The following is a 15,155-nucleotide window of genomic DNA, read 5'->3' as shown; positions in this document are numbered from 1 at the left end:
CTGACCGGGAACGGTCAGAAGTTCTATGCACGAAGCGCCGCGAGAGATCGGAATTGCTCAGAACTCTTGTGCACGGCGCGACAAAGCCGGAACCGCCGAAAATTCCGGCGATCAACCGGCAAGCTGCTTGATGCGCTCGGCCAGGCGGCCGAAAGCCTCGTTCACGTATTCCAGCACCTTGGGTTCTGCGCCCTGCGTGCGCAGCGAGTCTTTGAAGGCTTCCAGGTCGGACAGCCATTGCCGATGCAGGCGGCCCAGCTCGTCGAGCTGAGGCCGGAAGTCTTGGAGACTGCCGCTCGCACGAAACGCCTGGTAGCCACGCTCAAGCGTGGCCGCCGTGGTCAGCAGTTGCGCGCCCATTTGCTTGTGCTGTTCGGAGAACTCGGCCATGCCGTCATAGGGCCGCGAAGCCTTGCGGCGCTCGGCTTCGGATGCCTCTTCCATGATGCGGGCGTAGCGGTAGAACCCTGGGAACTCGCGGGACAGCGCCATGAGCTGCTGATCGGATGTGCCGACCCAAATCCTGTGCAGGTCAGGCCCGTACCCCATCATGCGATTGATGATGGCATGGGCCTCGCTGACACCCTGGGCGGCAAGCTGCTGCATGTGTTGGTCGATCTTCGCGGCCAGTCGGCGGAATTCGTTCATGCTCATGTCCGTCACAAAAGGCGCGTTGATTGCCCTTGCGCCGTGAGAAGTGCCACCGCCTTCTTATCGAAGGAAACGAAGGTTTCCCCGCCAAGCCAGTTGCCTTCGTAGGCAATGACGCCATCGGCAAAGTCTCCGCCCGCGTCGAGCACCAGCAAGCCAGCCTCCACGGCAGGCCGGTTCACTTCCACATTCGCGGCGGCCAGTAGTGCCCGGATCGCGCTGGCCGCGTCGGCTTGCTGGAAGCCGTAGACACGCAGCAGCACCCAAACAAATTCGCATAGGCACGGCAGCGCGACCGCGATCAACTCGGCGTCGGTCAAGACTGCGGCGGCAACGTCCGCTTGTGCGGGATCGTCACGCACAACCGCACGCACAAGGACGTTGGTATCGACTGCGACCTTCATTGCTTACCTGCCCAGCCTTGCGCCGCCGCCTCGTTGATTTCTTCGATGGTGGCAACCTTCTGCGTCTTGCCCGCGAGCAGGCCGACAAAGCTGGCTATCGTCCCTGCGGGCCGTGCCGCCTTGAGCACGCCCCGACCGTCTGGCAACAAGTCCAGCTCGATCTTGTCGCCTGGCCTGATGCCGAGGTGTTGCAGTACGTCCTTCCGAAACGTCACTTGTCCCCGTGCGGTAACGGTCAATGTGGTCATGGTGGTTTGCCCTCGCAATCAAGGTTGATGCTTCACATAGTAATGCAAAAATGCCTTACCGTCAATGTCCGTCAAACGATCATTAGTCGGCCATGCCGGACACTGTCCAGCAAAGTTATTGCACAACGGGTTGTCGGACATTAAGATAGGCGGACGGAATGACGGACAAGAGAGGCGGCAAATGGCACTGATCGGCTATGCGCGGGTATCGACGGCGGAACAGGACACCGCCTTGCAGACGGATGCGCTACGCAAGGCAGGCTGCGAGCGCGTTTTCGAGGACACGGCTTCCGGGGCCAAGGCCGACCGCCCCGGCTTGGCTGATGCGCTGGCCTACCTGCGCGACGGCGACGTGCTGGCCGTCTGGCGGCTGGATCGGCTCGGGCGCTCTATGCCGCACCTAATCGAAACGATAGGCGCGCTGGAAGCGCGAGGCGTCGGCTTCCGTTCTCTGACGGAAGCCATCGACACCACCACGCCAGGCGGGCGGCTCATCTTCCACGTGTTCGGCGCGCTGGGCCAGTTCGAGCGCGACTTGATCCGCGAGCGCACCAAGGCCGGGTTGACTGCCGCCGCCGCTCGTGGGAGGAAGGGCGGGCGAAAGCCGGTTGTCACCGCCGACAAGTTGCAGCGAGCGCGGGAGCACATCGCCAACGGGCTTAATGTCCGAGAGGCCGCTACACGGCTCAAGGTGAGCAAGACGGCCCTGTACACCGCGCTGCAATCCACCAGTGCAGCCGACTCCTGATATTCCGTGCAGTCGTCTTCTGAAAATGACATCACGCGCAGGTAGATGCGTGCGACTTTCATGCGGGCCTCCTGGTCATTTTGGGTATAGGGAAAATGACCATTGTTTCACGCCTAGCCAAAAAGGGAAGGTTCCCGGTTCAAATGTCGTTTTCAGAAGACGGCTGCACTGAACGTCAGAAGCCGACTGCACTATAGCAGCGGAGGGGTTGGATCCATCAGGCAACGACGGGCTGCTGCCGGCCATCAACGGACGCAGGGAGGACTTTCCGCAACCGGCCGTTCGATGCGGCACCGATGGCCTTCGCGCAGGGGTAGTGAATCCGCCAGGATTGACTTGCGCTGCCCTACCTCTCACTAGTGAGGGGCGGCAGCGCATCAAGCGGTGAGCGCACTCCGGCACCGCCAACTTTCAGCACATGCGTGTAAATCATCGTCGTAGAGACGTCGGAATGGCCGAGCAGATCCTGCACGGTTCGAATGTCGTAACCGCTGCGGAGCAAGGCCGTCGCGAACGAGTGGCGGAGGGTGTGCGGTGTGGCGGGCTTCGTGATGCCTGCTTGTTCTACGGCACGTTTGAAGGCGCGCTGAAAGGTCTGGTCATACATGTGATGGCGACGCACGACACCGCTCCGTGGATCGGTCGAATGCGTGTGCTGCGCAAAAACCCAGAACCACGGCCAGGAATGCCCGGCGCGCGGATACTTCCGCTCAAGGGCGTCGGGAAGCGCAACGCCGCTGCGGCCCTCGGCCTGGTCCTTCAGCCACCATGCCCGTGCACGCGACAGCTGCTCGCGCAGGCTGGGTGCCAAGCTCTCGGGTAACATCAAGGCCCGATCCTTGGAGCCCTTGCCCTCCCGCACGATGATCGTGCCGTGATCGAAATCCAGATCCTTGACCCGCAGTTGCAAACCCTCACTGATCCGCATGCCCGTTCCATACAGAAGCTGGGCGAACAAACGATGCTCGCCTTCCAGAAAACCGAGGATGCGAACCACTTCATCCGGGGTCAGCACCACCGGCAAGCGCCGCGACGGCCGAGGTCTTCCGATCTCCTGAAGCCAGGGCAGATCCGTGCACAGCACCTTGCCGTAGAAGAACAGCAAGGCCGCCAATGCCTGACGATGCGTGGAGACCGAAACCTTGCGCTCGTTCGCCAGCCAGGACAGAAATGCCTCGACTTCGCTGCTGCCCAAGGTTGCCGGGTGACGCACACCGTGGAAACGGATGAAGGCACGAACCCAGTGGACATAAGCCTGTTCGGTTCGTAAACTGTAATGCAAGTAGCGTATGCGCTCACGCAACTGGTCCAGAACCTTGACCGAACGCAGCGGTGGTAACGGCGCAGTGGCGGTTTTCATGGCTTGTTATGACTGTTTTTTTGTACAGTCTATGCCTCGGGCATCCAAGCAGCAAGCGCGTTACGCCGTGGGTCGATGTTTGATGTTATGGAGCAGCAACGATGTTACGCAGCAGGGTGACGGTGTTCGGCATTCTGAATCTCACCGAGGACTCCTTCTTCGATGAGAGCCGGCGGCTAGACCCCGCCGGCGCTGTCACCGCGGCGATCGAAATGCTGCGAGTCGGATCAGACGTCGTGGATGTCGGACCGGCCGCCAGCCATCCGGACGCGAGGCCTGTATCGCCGGCCGATGAGATCAGACGTATTGCGCCGCTCTTAGACGCCCTGTCCGATCAGATGCACCGTGTTTCAATCGACAGCTTCCAACCGGAAACCCAGCGCTATGCGCTCAAGCGCGGCGTGGGCTACCTGAACGATATCCAAGGATTTCCTGACCCTGCGCTCTATCCCGATATTGCTGAGGCGGACTGCAGGCTGGTGGTTATGCACTCAGCGCAGCGGGATGGCATCGCCACCCGCACCGGTCACCTTCGACCCGAAGACGCGCTCGACGAGATTGTGCGGTTCTTCGAGGCGCGGGTTTCCGCCTTGCGACGGAGCGGGGTCGCTGCCGACCGGCTCATCCTCGATCCGGGGATGGACCGGCGATTGGTCCATGGCGAAACGGCCGACCTTGCGCCGACCGGCTTCGGGCAACAGGTCCGCGAAGCCATGGACCAGCGCCGCGAGCATCATATCGAACAGCGCGACGCCACGCGCAACAGGGACGGCCGAATCTTCTACCGGCGCAATCTTCTCGCCACCCTGCGCGAGCGGGAAGTTGCGCGCGCCGGTGCGGAGATGGCCGAGGGCAAGGCGCTGCCGTTCCGCGCCGCCAAGGATGGTGAGAGTGTCAGCGGCAAGTTCACCGGGACTGTCCAGCTAACGAGCGGCAAGTTCGCCATCGTGGAAAAGAGCCACGAGTTCACCCTTGTCCCGTGGCGGCCGATCATCGACCGCCAGCTCGGCCGCGAGGTCGCGGGTATCATGCAGGGCGGTTCGGTGTCGTGGCAGTTAGGGCGGCAGCGGGGGTTGGGGCTATAGGAGCCAACGATACCGCATTGCAACGCAACAACTAATTCGATAAGAGCTGCTATTCAATTTCGTAATCGTGGAGCCATCAGCATGGGAAATTCCAAGTCAGCAGACAAGTAAGCCGCAACATCAGAATTGTTGTTGCGGCGCTCTGTAAGACCAATCCCATCTGATTGCTGACGAGCAGACGCTGCCCGGTATCCTTAATCGAGAGGTTGATTCGTCATGACCACCACACGCCCCGCGTGGGCCTATACGCTGCCGGCAGCCTTGCTGCTTATGGCTCCCTTCGACATCCTCGCCTCGCTGGCGATGGATATTTATCTTCCAGTCGTTCCGGCGATGCCGGGCGTCCTGAACACGACTCCATCCATAATCCAACTCACGTTGAGCCTCTACATGGTGATGCTCGGTGTGGGCCAAGTGATCTTTGGGCCACTCTCCGATCGCGTCGGGCGACGGCCGATCCTGCTTGTAGGCGCAACGGCTTTCGTTGCTGCGTCTCTGGGAGCGGCTTGTTCTTCAACTGCATTAGCCTTTGTTGCGTTTCGTCTGGTTCAGGCTGTTGGAGCATCGGCCATGCTGGTGGCCACCTTCGCGACCGTGCGCGACGTATATGCCAATCGTCCCGAAGGTGCCGTCATCTACGGCCTTTTCAGTTCGATGCTGGCGTTCGTGCCTGCGCTCGGCCCTATAGCCGGTGCGCTGATCGGCGAGTTTTGGGGATGGCAGGCGATCTTCATCACACTGGCTGCACTGGCTTCGCTCGCACTCTTAAACGCCAGTTTCAGGTGGCATGAAACCCGACCGTTGGATCAGGCCAGAACGCAACGATCTGTTTTGCCGATCTTCGCGAGTCCGGCCTTTTGGGTTTACACGGTCGGATTTAGTGCCGGCATGGGCACATTCTTCGTTTTCTTCTCGACAGCCCCCCGTGTTCTCATAGGCCAAGCCGGCTATTCCGAGATCGGATTTAGCTTGGCCTTCGCGACTGTCGCGCTGGTCATGGTCACGACAACCCGCTTCGCAAAGTCCTTCGTTGCCAAATGGGGTATCGCGGGATGCGTAGCGCGCGGGATGGCGTTGCTCGTTTCCGGCGCGATCCTGTTGGGGATCGGCCAACTTTTCGGATCGCCGTCATTTTTCAGCTTCATCCTGCCGATGTGGGTTGTCGCGGTCGGCATTGTCTTCACGGTGTCCGTTACCGCCAACGGCGCACTTGCGCAGTTCGACGACATCGCTGGATCAGCGGTTGCGTTCTACTTCTGCATCCAAAGCCTGATAGTCAGTATCGTCGGGACATTGGCGGTGACGCTGTTAAACGGCGATACAGCGTGGCCCGTGATTTGTTACGCCACGGCAATGGCAGTGCTGGTGTCGTTGGGGCTGGCGCTCCTTCGATCCCGTGATGCTGCCACCGAGAAGTCGCCAGTCGTCTAGCCGACGACTGGAAGCAAGCCCGCTCCGATGCGGCGCAATAATCTTCGAAACCTCGTGAATGGCGGTATCCTGTCTGGCAAGATACCGCTCATTTCCCTTGTCCCGTGGCGGCCGGTCATCGACCGCCAGCTCGGCCGTGAGGTCATGGGCATCGTGCAAAGCGGATCGGTGTCGTGGCAGTTGGGGCGGCAAAGGGGCATAAGCCTCTAATCTGTTGTAGATGAACGCAGCCGCTCGAAACCAGCGATGAGGCTGTCGAGTCCGAAGTTGAACGCAGCATCCATGCCGTCTGTTTCCAACTCGTGAAACAGATCGTGCAGGAAGGACGACGGTGCTTGCTCGGACACATCTGGCCTGTCCGGAACTCTCTCATCGGCATCAGATGCCTGCTGCTCGAGAACGGAACCGACCACATAGTGACTGACCGCCCGGAGCGCCCAAACGGCGCGCTTCGGACAAAAGCCCTCCGCGCAGAGAAAGCGTATTTGCGTCTCGGCGGTGCCAAAATTCGGTTCTGTCGGTCGAGTGCCGGCATGGATACGCGCGCCGTCCCGATAAGAGAGCAACGCCGTTCTGAAGCTCAGGGCATTCTCTTTCAGGAACACCCGCCAGTCCTCATTCTCTTCGGGTAGCGAGCGGGTATGGCGTTCCGCCAGCATCGCCTCGGCGAGCGCATCAAGCAGCGCTCGCTTGTTCTGGAAATGCCAGTAAAGCGCAGGCTGCTGAACCTTGAGGCGTTCAGCGAGCTTCCGCGTCGTCAGGCTGTCCATGCCAACCTCGTTCAACAGCTCTAGCGCCGCCGCGATCACGGTGCCCTTGTCCAGTTTGGTCATTCACGTTCCTTCGCCAGTGCTTGACAATTTATCACCGATAAGTTATATTTCCATCTCCTTATCGTTGATAAAGTCGCTCCATTGAGCGGCGCTGGAGTTTCAGGTGCGCAGCTCTGCCATCATTGCCCTGCTGATCGTGGGTCTTGACGCCATGGGTCTCGGCCTCATCATGCCCGTCCTTCCGACGCTTCTGCGTGAGCTTGTGCCAGCAGAGCAGGTCGCTGGACACTATGGTGCCTTGCTGTCGCTCTATGCATTGATGCAGGTCGTCTTCGCGCCCATGCTTGGACAGCTTTCGGATTCTTACGGTCGGCGTCCGGTACTTCTGGCTTCTCTTGCAGGAGCCGCAGTCGATTACACGATTATGGCATCAGCGCCGGTCTTATGGGTGCTCTATATCGGCCGACTCGTGTCCGGCGTCACGGGCGCAACCGGAGCTGTAGCAGCCTCAACCATTGCCGATTCGACGGGGGAAGGTTCTCGCGCACGCTGGTTCGGCTACATGGGGGCCTGTTATGGGGCGGGCATGATTGCCGGGCCAGCACTTGGTGGCATGCTCGGTGGTATCTCTGCTCATGCCCCGTTTATCGCCGCCGCCCTTCTCAACGGGTTCGCGTTCCTGCTTGCCTGCATTTTCCTCAAGGAGACTCATCACAGCCATGGCGGGACCGGAAAGCCGGTTCGCATCAAACCATTCGTTCTGTTACGGCTGGATGATGCATTGCGCGGGCTAGGTGCGCTTTTCGCAGTTTTCTTCATTATTCAACTGATCGGCCAAGTGCCTGCAGCCCTATGGGTCATATATGGCGAGGACCGTTTTCAGTGGAACACCGCGACCGTTGGTTTGTCGCTCGCGGCGTTTGGGGCAACACATGCGATCTTCCAAGCGTTTGTTACCGGCCCGCTTTCAAGCCGGCTTGGAGAGCGGCGCACGCTGCTGTTTGGCATGGCTGCGGATGCGACTGGCTTCGTTCTTCTGGCTTTTGCCACGCAGGGATGGATGGTGTTCCCGATTCTGTTGCTGCTTGCCGCCGGGGGTGTTGGCATGCCGGCCTTGCAGGCAATGCTCTCAAACAATGTCAGCAGTAACAAGCAAGGGGCTTTGCAAGGAACGCTAACGAGCCTCACCAATCTAAGCTCTATCGCAGGACCGCTTGGCTTCACAGCACTCTATTCTGCCACCGCCGGGGCATGGAACGGTTGGGTTTGGATTGTCGGCGCGATCCTCTATTTAATATGTCTGCCAATACTACGCAGACCATTCGCAACTTCATTGTGATTTAGTCATGGCGATTTGGCATGCGTAGACTTAGGAGAAATGACGGATTAAATCTGTTGAGCAATCATCTCCTTTCGGGGCGAGTGCCAATGATGACCTTAGTTCACACTCTCGCTGTCGCCGAATATCTCAACTTCCGTCACGCCGCCAACGCGCTCGGCGTTGCACAGTCCAGCGTCAGCGCCCGCGTGAAGGCACTGGAAGAAGACCTCGGCATCCTCTTGTTCGAGCGTCATGCGCGCGGCGTTCGGCTGACCGAGGCCGGACGCCATTTCGTCGAGCGGATAGCCGTAGGTATTGACCAACTCGACCATGCGGTGAAAACCGCCGGCATGGCGGCAGCCGGAGAAAGCGGCCGGCTTCGTATCGGTATCCATGCCCTGATTCCGCATAGCTTCCTCGCAAAGCTGATCGGCCAATACCGCAAGGATTACCCCGATGTTGAAGTCGAGATCGCCGAAGGCCCGGCCCGTGAAGCGGTGGTGCAGCTTCGCGCCGGCAGGTTGGACGTGGCGTTCGTCGCGGGCACGCCCCAACCACCCGACTGCCATTCCCGTCGCACATGGACCGAACCGCTCTTGGCGGTGCTACCGGAACGGCATCCGCTCGCCAAGCGGTCAGCCGTCACATGGCCCGATTTGGCAGGCGAGACGTTCCTTGCGTATAGGAAGTTCAAACGCCCTTTTCGGGCAGTCTGCTGGGTAGGCGGCGGTCGCGCAAGCCCCGTTTTGGGCACGGATCGGACGTCTGTGAGTGGGATTTCGGCATCGCGGGGCCACGCAGCGGCGTTGTCAGCAGCCATGCTTCGCTGATTCCCGACAGCGGGCCGAGCGCCGCCCTGCGGATCGTGGCCGCATCGGCTCGGATTCCGGTTTCGCCGTCGGCTGTGCAGCCGGCAGATCGTCACGCGGCTTGCACTGGCGGCGCGCGCGCTGCGGGCCTGTAGTGCGCTTCTTCCCGCGCGCCGTGCTTCTCGAAGTGGGCGAGGATGGCGCGGATGGCGGTGGGTTCCTCGATGCTGGCGACGATCCGCACGGTGCCACCGCAGTGGACGCAGGCGGTGACGTCGATGGAAAAGACCCGCTTGAGCCGTTGCGCCCAGCTCATCGCACGGCGCTTCTCCTCGGGGCTGCGCGGCGCGTCGTGGGCGCTGACGTCCACTGGCGCCGCATCGCCCGCAGGCCGCTTGCCGCGCCCCGAGGGCGTCAGCTGCGCACGCAGGTTTGCATTCGGGGCGAATACGCCGTGGAAGCGGGTGAGATGCGCGCGAGGTGGCGGGACCAGCGCCGCCAGCTTGGCGATGAAATCCACCGGATCCCATTCCACATGCGTGGTGCCATTGCGCCACGGGGTCTTGAGCTGGTAACGCACCCTGCCCTGGAGCGCTATCGACAGCCGCTTCTCGCTGATCGCCGGGCGCGTGATGTAGCGGCACAGCTTTTCCAGCTTGTGGCTTTCGTGTGCTTCGGCCGCCACGCCGGCATGCAGTGAGAAGCCGCCGACCTTGCCGGCTTCGCCCTCCAGCGAACCGGCGTCACCGGGCAGCGTTTGCAGCGTGACGACCTTGCAGCCAGCGTCGCGGCCGGTGGCGATGCGGTAGGTGATCGAACTCATCCGCAGCCCATCCATGCTGTCGTCGCCTGCAGCGCTGTCTGCCAGGAAGGCCGATTCGCCCTCCCCTTCGAGCCAGCCTTTGCGCGTCAGGTGCCGACACACCCGGTGCGCGATGGTAGCTGCCAGCTGGGTCAACTGCGCGGTGGTGGGCGCACGGGCGCGGTGCAGGCGCAGTTCGCGCCGCGGCAGCTCGGTGGCTTCCACGTACACGCCGTCGAGCCACAGCATGTGGAAGTGGATGTTCAGGTTCAGCGCGCTGCCGAAACGCTGGATCAGCGTCACCGCGCCGCACTGGGCGCTGGCGCGGTCGATGCCGGCTTGATCGGCCAACCAGCCGGCGATCACGCGCTGCACGATGCCCAGCACCGGGCCAATGGCTTCTGGCTTGCTGGCGAACAGGAAACGCAAGGGGTACGGAAAGCTCAGCACCCATTGCCGCACAGGCCGCGGGCCGAACACCTCCTCGACCAGGTGCCGCGCACTCTCGGCCATGCGTCGCGCGCCGCAACTCGGGCAGAACCCGCGCTTCTTGCAGGAGAAGGCCACCAGCCTCTCTGCACGGCAGTGCTCGCACACCACCCGCAGGAAGCCGTGCTCGAGTACGCCGCAACGCAGGTAGGCATCGAACGCCTCGCGGACATACCCGGGCAGCGAGCGGCCCTCCGCTTCGATCCGTGCAATGAAGTCCGGGTAGTGCGCCTCTACCAACGCGTACAGCAGCGTGCGCTCGGGCGCGTGGCGCGCGTACCGCGAACCGGTGTGGGCGGACGGCAGTGGCGCGCATCCCGCGGCTTGCCGCCGGGATGTGGCGAGGCGCGGCACGCAGCGCTCCGGTGCGGGGACGGCTGCTCAGTGTTGCGCCTGTGTTCGCACGTTCGTATCGGTGCGTTCTGATCTTCGCGTCAGACATTGCCGCGGCGCGGGCACAACAAAAAGCCCGGCATCGCTGCCGGGCTCCGGCCCCGTCCTTGGGGCCTTGATGTCGGGTCGTTGCCGGGATCGGACCGCGCTGGCGCGGTCCGGTTCCCTGACGACCGGGCCAACCGGATCAGAAATCCATGCCGCCCATGCCGCCCATACCGCCAGCACCCGGCATGGCCGGCTCTTCCTTCTTCGGCACTTCGGCCACGACCACTTCGGTCGTGATCGCAAGGCCGGCGACGGAAGCGGCGTGCTGCAGGGCCGAGCGGGTCACCTTGGTCGGGTCCAGGATGCCCATGGCGATCATGTCGCCGAACTCGCCGGTGGCGGCGTTGTAGCCGTAGCTGCCTTCGCCGGCCTTGACGTTGGCCACGATCACGCTCGGTTCTTCACCGGCGTTGGCCACGATGGCGCGCAGCGGGGCTTCCAGCGCACGGCGGGTGATGGCGATGCCCAGGTTCTGGTCTTCGTTGATGCCCTGCCAGGGCAGATCCGTGCACAGCACCTTGCCGTAGAAGAACAGCAAGGCCGCCAATGCCTGACGATGCGTGGAGACCGAAACCTTGCGCTCGTTCGCCAGCCAGGACAGAAATGCCTCGACTTCGCTGCTGCCCAAGGTTGCCGGGTGACGCACACCGTGGAAACGGATGAAGGCACGAACCCAGTGGACATAAGCCTGTTCGGTTCGTAAACTGTAATGCAAGTAGCGTATGCGCTCACGCAACTGGTCCAGAACCTTGACCGAACGCAGCGGTGGTAACGGCGCAGTGGCGGTTTTCATGGCTTGTTATGACTGTTTTTTTGTACAGTCTATGCCTCGGGCATCCAAGCAGCAAGCGCGTTACGCCGTGGGTCGATGTTTGAATTCAATTGCAGCAATTGGATTTCTTTCATCAAGATAATCATAAATTCTTTCACGATCTTGTTCTGCATCTACGGTCCAAAGAATCGACGTAAAATGACAATTAAGTATTTTTAGAAAATGCTTGGAATCAATTCAATTCATCAAGTTTTAAAAAATAATTCCTTTTGTCAGGTCTATCATTTTTTAAATGCTTTAAAAATATTTTAGCAGTTTCCTCCGATGCATCCTCTCTTAGGCAACGTTCAACAAAGGATATATCTACAAACTCATCTGCTAACCCAGCACGGCCAAGATCTAAAAAATAAATTTCATTGAATTTATCTATAAAAATATTACTATCCGTGATATCGCCATGAGAAAAAACCAATCTTTCTTCAACACGAGTCTCATTTAACTCATTCCATAGACTTAGGTAAGTTTTATGGTCTCCCCATAATTCAGCGTCAAAATCATCTTGATCTATATCATCAAGGAGTTGGTTATCAATAAAAAATTTTGACTCTTTTAACCGATGATCAATGTTTGAAATAAATGGACAATCAATAATAGCAATTGAATTTAACAGATTGAGTACCTCCTTATAGATAGCAAGCAATTCTTGGTCTGTTAAAAAAAGCGCTGAAATTGGTTTTGCATTGATCGCTTTAGTGATCATGAATTCAAACTGCTCATCCTGAAAAGTCATGATGAGTTCAGGCACCTTTAACTTCTCAGAGAGCCAACTCAACATTTTCGCTTCACGAGAAACACTGTATGTGGTCGCTGTATATAAAGTGCTAGATCGCTTAAGAAAAAAAGTTTCATTATTTCGATTAAAAGAATAAACATCCGATGGCGACTGACCAATTTTATTTGGCTCTAAAACGCTGTTTCCAATAAATTGTTGAATAATATTGGGCAATTCCATCAAGCTTTCCTTTTATTCAGTATTAAAAACCCCGCAAATGCGAGGCCTAGTAAATAGATGATCTTAATTTGGTTCACTGTAGCAAAAATATGGCTTATTCCCTAGAAGAACTTGCAAAATTATTGTCCCAGCCGACACAGCTGTAGCTCCTCTTAAAAAAGAGGGCGGCGGCAAAAACTGAGTGCAACACCTGACCTTTCCGGTACGGTGCTGCCCCTATGTCTTATTCCGAACTCAGCGTTGAAGAACGCGCCACCATTCAAATCGGCCGTGCCCAAGGGTTCAGCCTGCGCAAGATTGCTTGCTTGATCACCCGATCCCCTTCGACCATCAGCCGGGAGCTGCGCCGCAATCGAGATGTCTGTGGCGGCTACTCGGCCCGCATGGCCCAGCAGCAGATGCAGGCCCGCCGCCAACGCTGTCGACCGAAACGAAAGCTCTTGCCGAGTAGTGAGCGCTTCCAGTTGGTGGCCCATATGCTGCGCGAGCGTTTGTCTCCCGAGCAGATTGCCGGCAAGCTGCGCAGCATGAACATTCCCAGCCTCAGAGAAGCCTACGTCTGTCGCGAGACGATCTATAACGCCATCTACGCCTTGCCGGTCGGCGAGCTGCGTAAAGAGCTGATCATCTGCCTGCGCCAAAGTAAGACGACGCGACGGCCGCGCTCTGGCGGCGTGGATCGACGCGGCCAGATCCCCGAGATGGTCAGCATCCATGTGCGCCCACCGGAGATCGAAGACCGGCTGATGCCAGGGCATTGGGAAGGCGATCTGATCAAGGGCAAGGCCAACGCCTCGTCTGTAGGCACGCTGGTGGAACGTACCAGTGGCTACCTGATGCTGGTAAAGATGAACGACGCGACGGCGACCTCGGCGATGGAAGGCTTCAGTGCAGCGCTCAATGGCATGCCGCTGGCGATGCGCAAGAGCATGACCTACGACCAGGGCCGAGAAATGGCGCGGCATGCTGAAATCACCCAGCAGACCGGGGTGGCAATTTACTTCTGCGACCCGCATAGCCCTTGGCAACGCGGCAGCAACGAAAACATAAATGGCCTGATCCGCCAGTATCTGCCCAAGGGCACGGACTTGTCGGTACACAGCCAAGAAGAACTCGACGCTATTGCACTGCAACTGAACATGCGACCGCGTAAGCGCTTCGACTTCAAGTGCCCCATCGAAGTTATGGGTGAGGTGATGCAGAAGGCCATGACTATGCGGCATGATGCTCCAGCTTCAATTCAATGACCGTGTTGCACTCAGCTCCTGCAACCGCCCTATCTTGCATTGAACCAGCATGTTCTGTGCCTGACTCATCAGTGAGCGAGAATGCAACAAACTGCCCCCCAACCTGTGTTGTGCCATCAATTGCTCCACAAAAGGTTGAAATGGCATCAATTGATGCTAGGCGTGCAAAAGATAAGAGTATTTCCTGCTGATGCGGCTTTAGCTCGCGGGCCAGACCAATAATTGCCCGCCACTCTTCGTCTTTTACGGAGGCCAAATCTTGTGTAGTGAGCATGCTTCTGTAAAACGACAGCGTTTCGTCACATGCGTCTTTTAAGAGAGCTTTACACAGGGTCGATGTTTTCATGGGCTAGGTCTAACGCCTGAGTTGAGGGGCTTTTGCGGAGTAGGCGCAGCCTGCGTAGCAAAAGTCCCGCTCCAACGATTTGTTATGCCGCATCTGCTACTCGGCGACTGAGCGATTTTTGTGTGCTTTGACAACGTTCGCTGTGTGCTGGAGCAAGTCTAGACCGCCCGGTAGACCGTGCCCGGGAATGACGACCTCTGCTTCCGGGTAGTGTTTTTGAATCCGCTCAACGGAGGTGGGCCATTCAGCCAGTTATGCCGCATCTGCTACTCGGCGACTGAGCGATTTTTGTGTGCTTTGACAACGTTCGCTGTGTGCTGGAGCAAGTCTAGACCGCCCGGTAGACCGTGCCCGGGAATGACGACCTCTGCTTCCGGGTAGTGTTTTTGAATCCGCTCAACGGAGGTGGGCCATTCAGCCAGATCGGCATCGGCCACGTTCCCCGCAGACGTGCGTGACAACTCATGAACGGCACAACCACCGTATAGCACGTTCGCTGACGGGACGTATACAACCAGATTGTCGGTCGAATGCGCAGCACCAGGATAGAAGAGCTCTACTGGACCGAAGCGCACTGCGTCCCCGCTCGATGAGAGTCCTTCTAGAGAATGCGTGGGAATCTCGTTCCCCTCTGCCTCGGCTAGCCGGCGTGTCGACGGTGATGCGTACGTTGCCACCCCAGCCGCCCGAAGGACATCAACGCCGCCGACGCGGTCGTCATGAAAGTGCGTGGAGACTGCACGCGTTACGGGAAGTCCAATTTGCTTTTCAATCTCCGCGAGAAGTGCCGCTGTGTTTTTCGCACCCCACGCTGTATCAATCAAAAGCAACTCATCACCATCACGGACAATGAGACCATTGGACGGGTAGACCGCGCCATCAAACGACTGCGTTGCGATATGCGACCAAACACCATCGGCAATCTGGTAAAGTCGGACCTCTCCGACCGGAATTTCGTTGACTGTCGGATACTCACCACTCGGCTCCCCGGAATGGGCTAACGGACTTGCGACAGCCATGACAGACGCGGTCATGTAGACCAATAAACTACTAATAACTTTTAACATCAAGACTCCATAGGGGTGGGTGCGGCATAACTTTGTTTTAGGGCGACTGCCCTGCTGCGTAACATCGTTGCTGCTCCATAACATCAAACATCGACCCACGGCGTAACGCGCTTGCTGCTTGGATGCCCGAGGCATAGACTGTACAAAAA

At 58.8% G+C, this 15,155-nt stretch carries 15 protein-coding genes and 4 pseudogenes; 7 read left to right on the top strand and 12 right to left on the bottom strand.

From position 1 onward, the window contains the following. Positions 1 to 111 precede the first annotated feature (111 nt). Genes LU688_RS05535 through LU688_RS05525 form a run of 3 tightly spaced genes read right to left on the bottom strand, consistent with a single transcriptional unit; the run spans position 112 to position 1,303 of the window. Complete coding sequence (locus LU688_RS05535) at positions 112 to 648, bottom strand: hypothetical protein (RefSeq protein ID WP_003159187.1); 537 nt, start codon at positions 646 to 648, stop codon at positions 112 to 114. Between the two features lie 11 nt (positions 649 to 659). After that, entirely contained in the window at positions 660 to 1,055 is a 396-nt protein-coding gene (locus LU688_RS05530) for a type II toxin-antitoxin system VapC family toxin (RefSeq protein WP_003159186.1), read from the bottom strand. Then, on the bottom strand, positions 1,052 to 1,303 hold the full coding sequence (locus LU688_RS05525; RefSeq protein ID WP_003108276.1) for an AbrB/MazE/SpoVT family DNA-binding domain-containing protein: 252 nt from the start codon (positions 1,301 to 1,303) through the stop codon (positions 1,052 to 1,054). The genes LU688_RS05530 and LU688_RS05525 overlap by 4 nt, the downstream gene beginning before the upstream one ends. A 181-nt stretch (positions 1,304 to 1,484) precedes the next feature. On the opposite strand from LU688_RS05525, the gene LU688_RS05520 reads away from it, so the two are divergent. Then, the gene (locus LU688_RS05520; RefSeq protein WP_003159185.1) at positions 1,485 to 2,051 is read left to right on the top strand and encodes a recombinase family protein; all 567 of its coding nucleotides are present in this window, start codon (positions 1,485 to 1,487) and stop codon (positions 2,049 to 2,051) included. A 346-nt stretch (positions 2,052 to 2,397) separates the two neighbouring features. Here LU688_RS05520 and intI1 (LU688_RS05515) read toward each other — a convergent pair whose 3' ends face one another. Then, entirely contained in the window at positions 2,398 to 3,411 is a 1,014-nt protein-coding gene (intI1, locus tag LU688_RS05515) for a class 1 integron integrase IntI1 (RefSeq protein ID WP_000845048.1), read from the bottom strand. A 101-nt stretch (positions 3,412 to 3,512) separates the two neighbouring features. On the opposite strand from intI1 (LU688_RS05515), the gene folP reads away from it, so the two are divergent. The 3 genes and pseudogenes from folP to LU688_RS05500 form a co-directional block, all read left to right on the top strand. Further along, the gene (folP, locus tag LU688_RS05510; RefSeq protein WP_023835631.1) at positions 3,513 to 4,496 is read left to right on the top strand and encodes a dihydropteroate synthase; all 984 of its coding nucleotides are present in this window, start codon (positions 3,513 to 3,515) and stop codon (positions 4,494 to 4,496) included. 216 nt (positions 4,497 to 4,712) lie between these two features. Next, positions 4,713 to 5,927 (top strand): chloramphenicol/florfenicol efflux MFS transporter FloR2, encoded by a 1,215-nt coding sequence (locus tag LU688_RS05505; RefSeq protein ID WP_000214125.1) that lies wholly within the window; start codon positions 4,713 to 4,715, stop codon positions 5,925 to 5,927. Between the two features lie 93 nt (positions 5,928 to 6,020). Then, positions 6,021 to 6,137, top strand: a pseudogene (locus tag LU688_RS05500) (DUF3363 domain-containing protein); the annotation flags it as partial. Here LU688_RS05500 and tetR(G) read toward each other — a convergent pair. Further along, on the bottom strand, positions 6,134 to 6,760 hold the full coding sequence (gene tetR(G), locus LU688_RS05495) for a tetracycline resistance transcriptional repressor TetR(G) (protein WP_000163574.1): 627 nt from the start codon (positions 6,758 to 6,760) through the stop codon (positions 6,134 to 6,136). The pseudogene LU688_RS05500 and the gene tetR(G) sit on opposite strands and share 4 nt — an antisense overlap. 103 nt (positions 6,761 to 6,863) lie before the next feature. Between tetR(G) and tet(G) the strand changes: the two genes are divergently transcribed. Together tet(G) and LU688_RS05485 are read left to right on the top strand one after the other, a co-directional pair. Continuing rightward, positions 6,864 to 8,039 (top strand): tetracycline efflux MFS transporter Tet(G), encoded by a 1,176-nt coding sequence (gene tet(G), locus LU688_RS05490; protein ID WP_001257840.1) that lies wholly within the window; start codon positions 6,864 to 6,866, stop codon positions 8,037 to 8,039. A 20-nt stretch (positions 8,040 to 8,059) separates the two neighbouring features. Then, complete coding sequence (locus LU688_RS05485; protein WP_001253717.1) at positions 8,060 to 8,851, top strand: LysR family transcriptional regulator; 792 nt, start codon at positions 8,060 to 8,062, stop codon at positions 8,849 to 8,851. Positions 8,852 to 8,942: 91 nt separating this feature from the next. Here LU688_RS05485 and LU688_RS05480 read toward each other — a convergent pair whose 3' ends face one another. The 4 genes and pseudogenes from LU688_RS05480 to LU688_RS05465 all read right to left on the bottom strand — a co-directional run bounded on the left by LU688_RS05480 (position 8,943) and on the right by LU688_RS05465 (position 12,346). Further along, positions 8,943 to 10,475, bottom strand: coding sequence for an IS91-like element ISCR3 family transposase (locus LU688_RS05480; protein ID WP_001747814.1), 1,533 nt, complete (start codon positions 10,473 to 10,475; stop codon positions 8,943 to 8,945). Between the two features lie 226 nt (positions 10,476 to 10,701). Continuing rightward, positions 10,702 to 11,055: pseudogene (locus tag LU688_RS05475) on the bottom strand (TCP-1/cpn60 chaperonin family protein); the annotation flags it as partial. Next, positions 11,056 to 11,355, bottom strand: a pseudogene (gene intI1, locus LU688_RS05470) (class 1 integron integrase IntI1); the annotation flags it as partial. It abuts the pseudogene before it with no gap. Between the two features lie 211 nt (positions 11,356 to 11,566). Then, a complete protein-coding gene (locus tag LU688_RS05465; protein WP_058199817.1) occupies positions 11,567 to 12,346 on the bottom strand; it encodes an APH(3')-VI family aminoglycoside O-phosphotransferase in 780 nt (259 codons plus the stop codon). Positions 12,347 to 12,564: 218 nt separating this feature from the next. On the opposite strand from LU688_RS05465, the gene LU688_RS05460 reads away from it, so the two are divergent. Beyond that, positions 12,565 to 13,593 (top strand): IS30-like element ISPa59 family transposase, encoded by a 1,029-nt coding sequence (locus LU688_RS05460; protein ID WP_058159172.1) that lies wholly within the window; start codon positions 12,565 to 12,567, stop codon positions 13,591 to 13,593. Here LU688_RS05460 and LU688_RS05455 read toward each other — a convergent pair. The 3 genes and pseudogenes from LU688_RS05455 to LU688_RS05450 form a co-directional block, all read right to left on the bottom strand. Continuing rightward, entirely contained in the window at positions 13,559 to 13,939 is a 381-nt protein-coding gene (locus tag LU688_RS05455; protein ID WP_152993012.1) for a hypothetical protein, read from the bottom strand. The genes LU688_RS05460 and LU688_RS05455 overlap by 35 nt on opposite strands. Before the next feature lie 96 nt (positions 13,940 to 14,035). Continuing rightward, a pseudogene (locus LU688_RS27890) lies at positions 14,036 to 14,191 on the bottom strand (VIM family subclass B1 metallo-beta-lactamase); the annotation flags it as partial. A gap of 14 nt (positions 14,192 to 14,205) precedes the next feature. Further along, entirely contained in the window at positions 14,206 to 15,006 is an 801-nt protein-coding gene (locus LU688_RS05450; protein WP_032492008.1) for a subclass B1 metallo-beta-lactamase VIM-4, read from the bottom strand. Positions 15,007 to 15,155 lie beyond the last annotated feature (149 nt).

It is taken from the genome of Pseudomonas soli (assembly GCF_021283165.2).
Taxonomy (GTDB): Bacteria; Pseudomonadota; Gammaproteobacteria; order Pseudomonadales; family Pseudomonadaceae; genus Aquipseudomonas; species Aquipseudomonas soli.
This window is presented reverse-complemented; position numbering and strand designations above follow the sequence as displayed.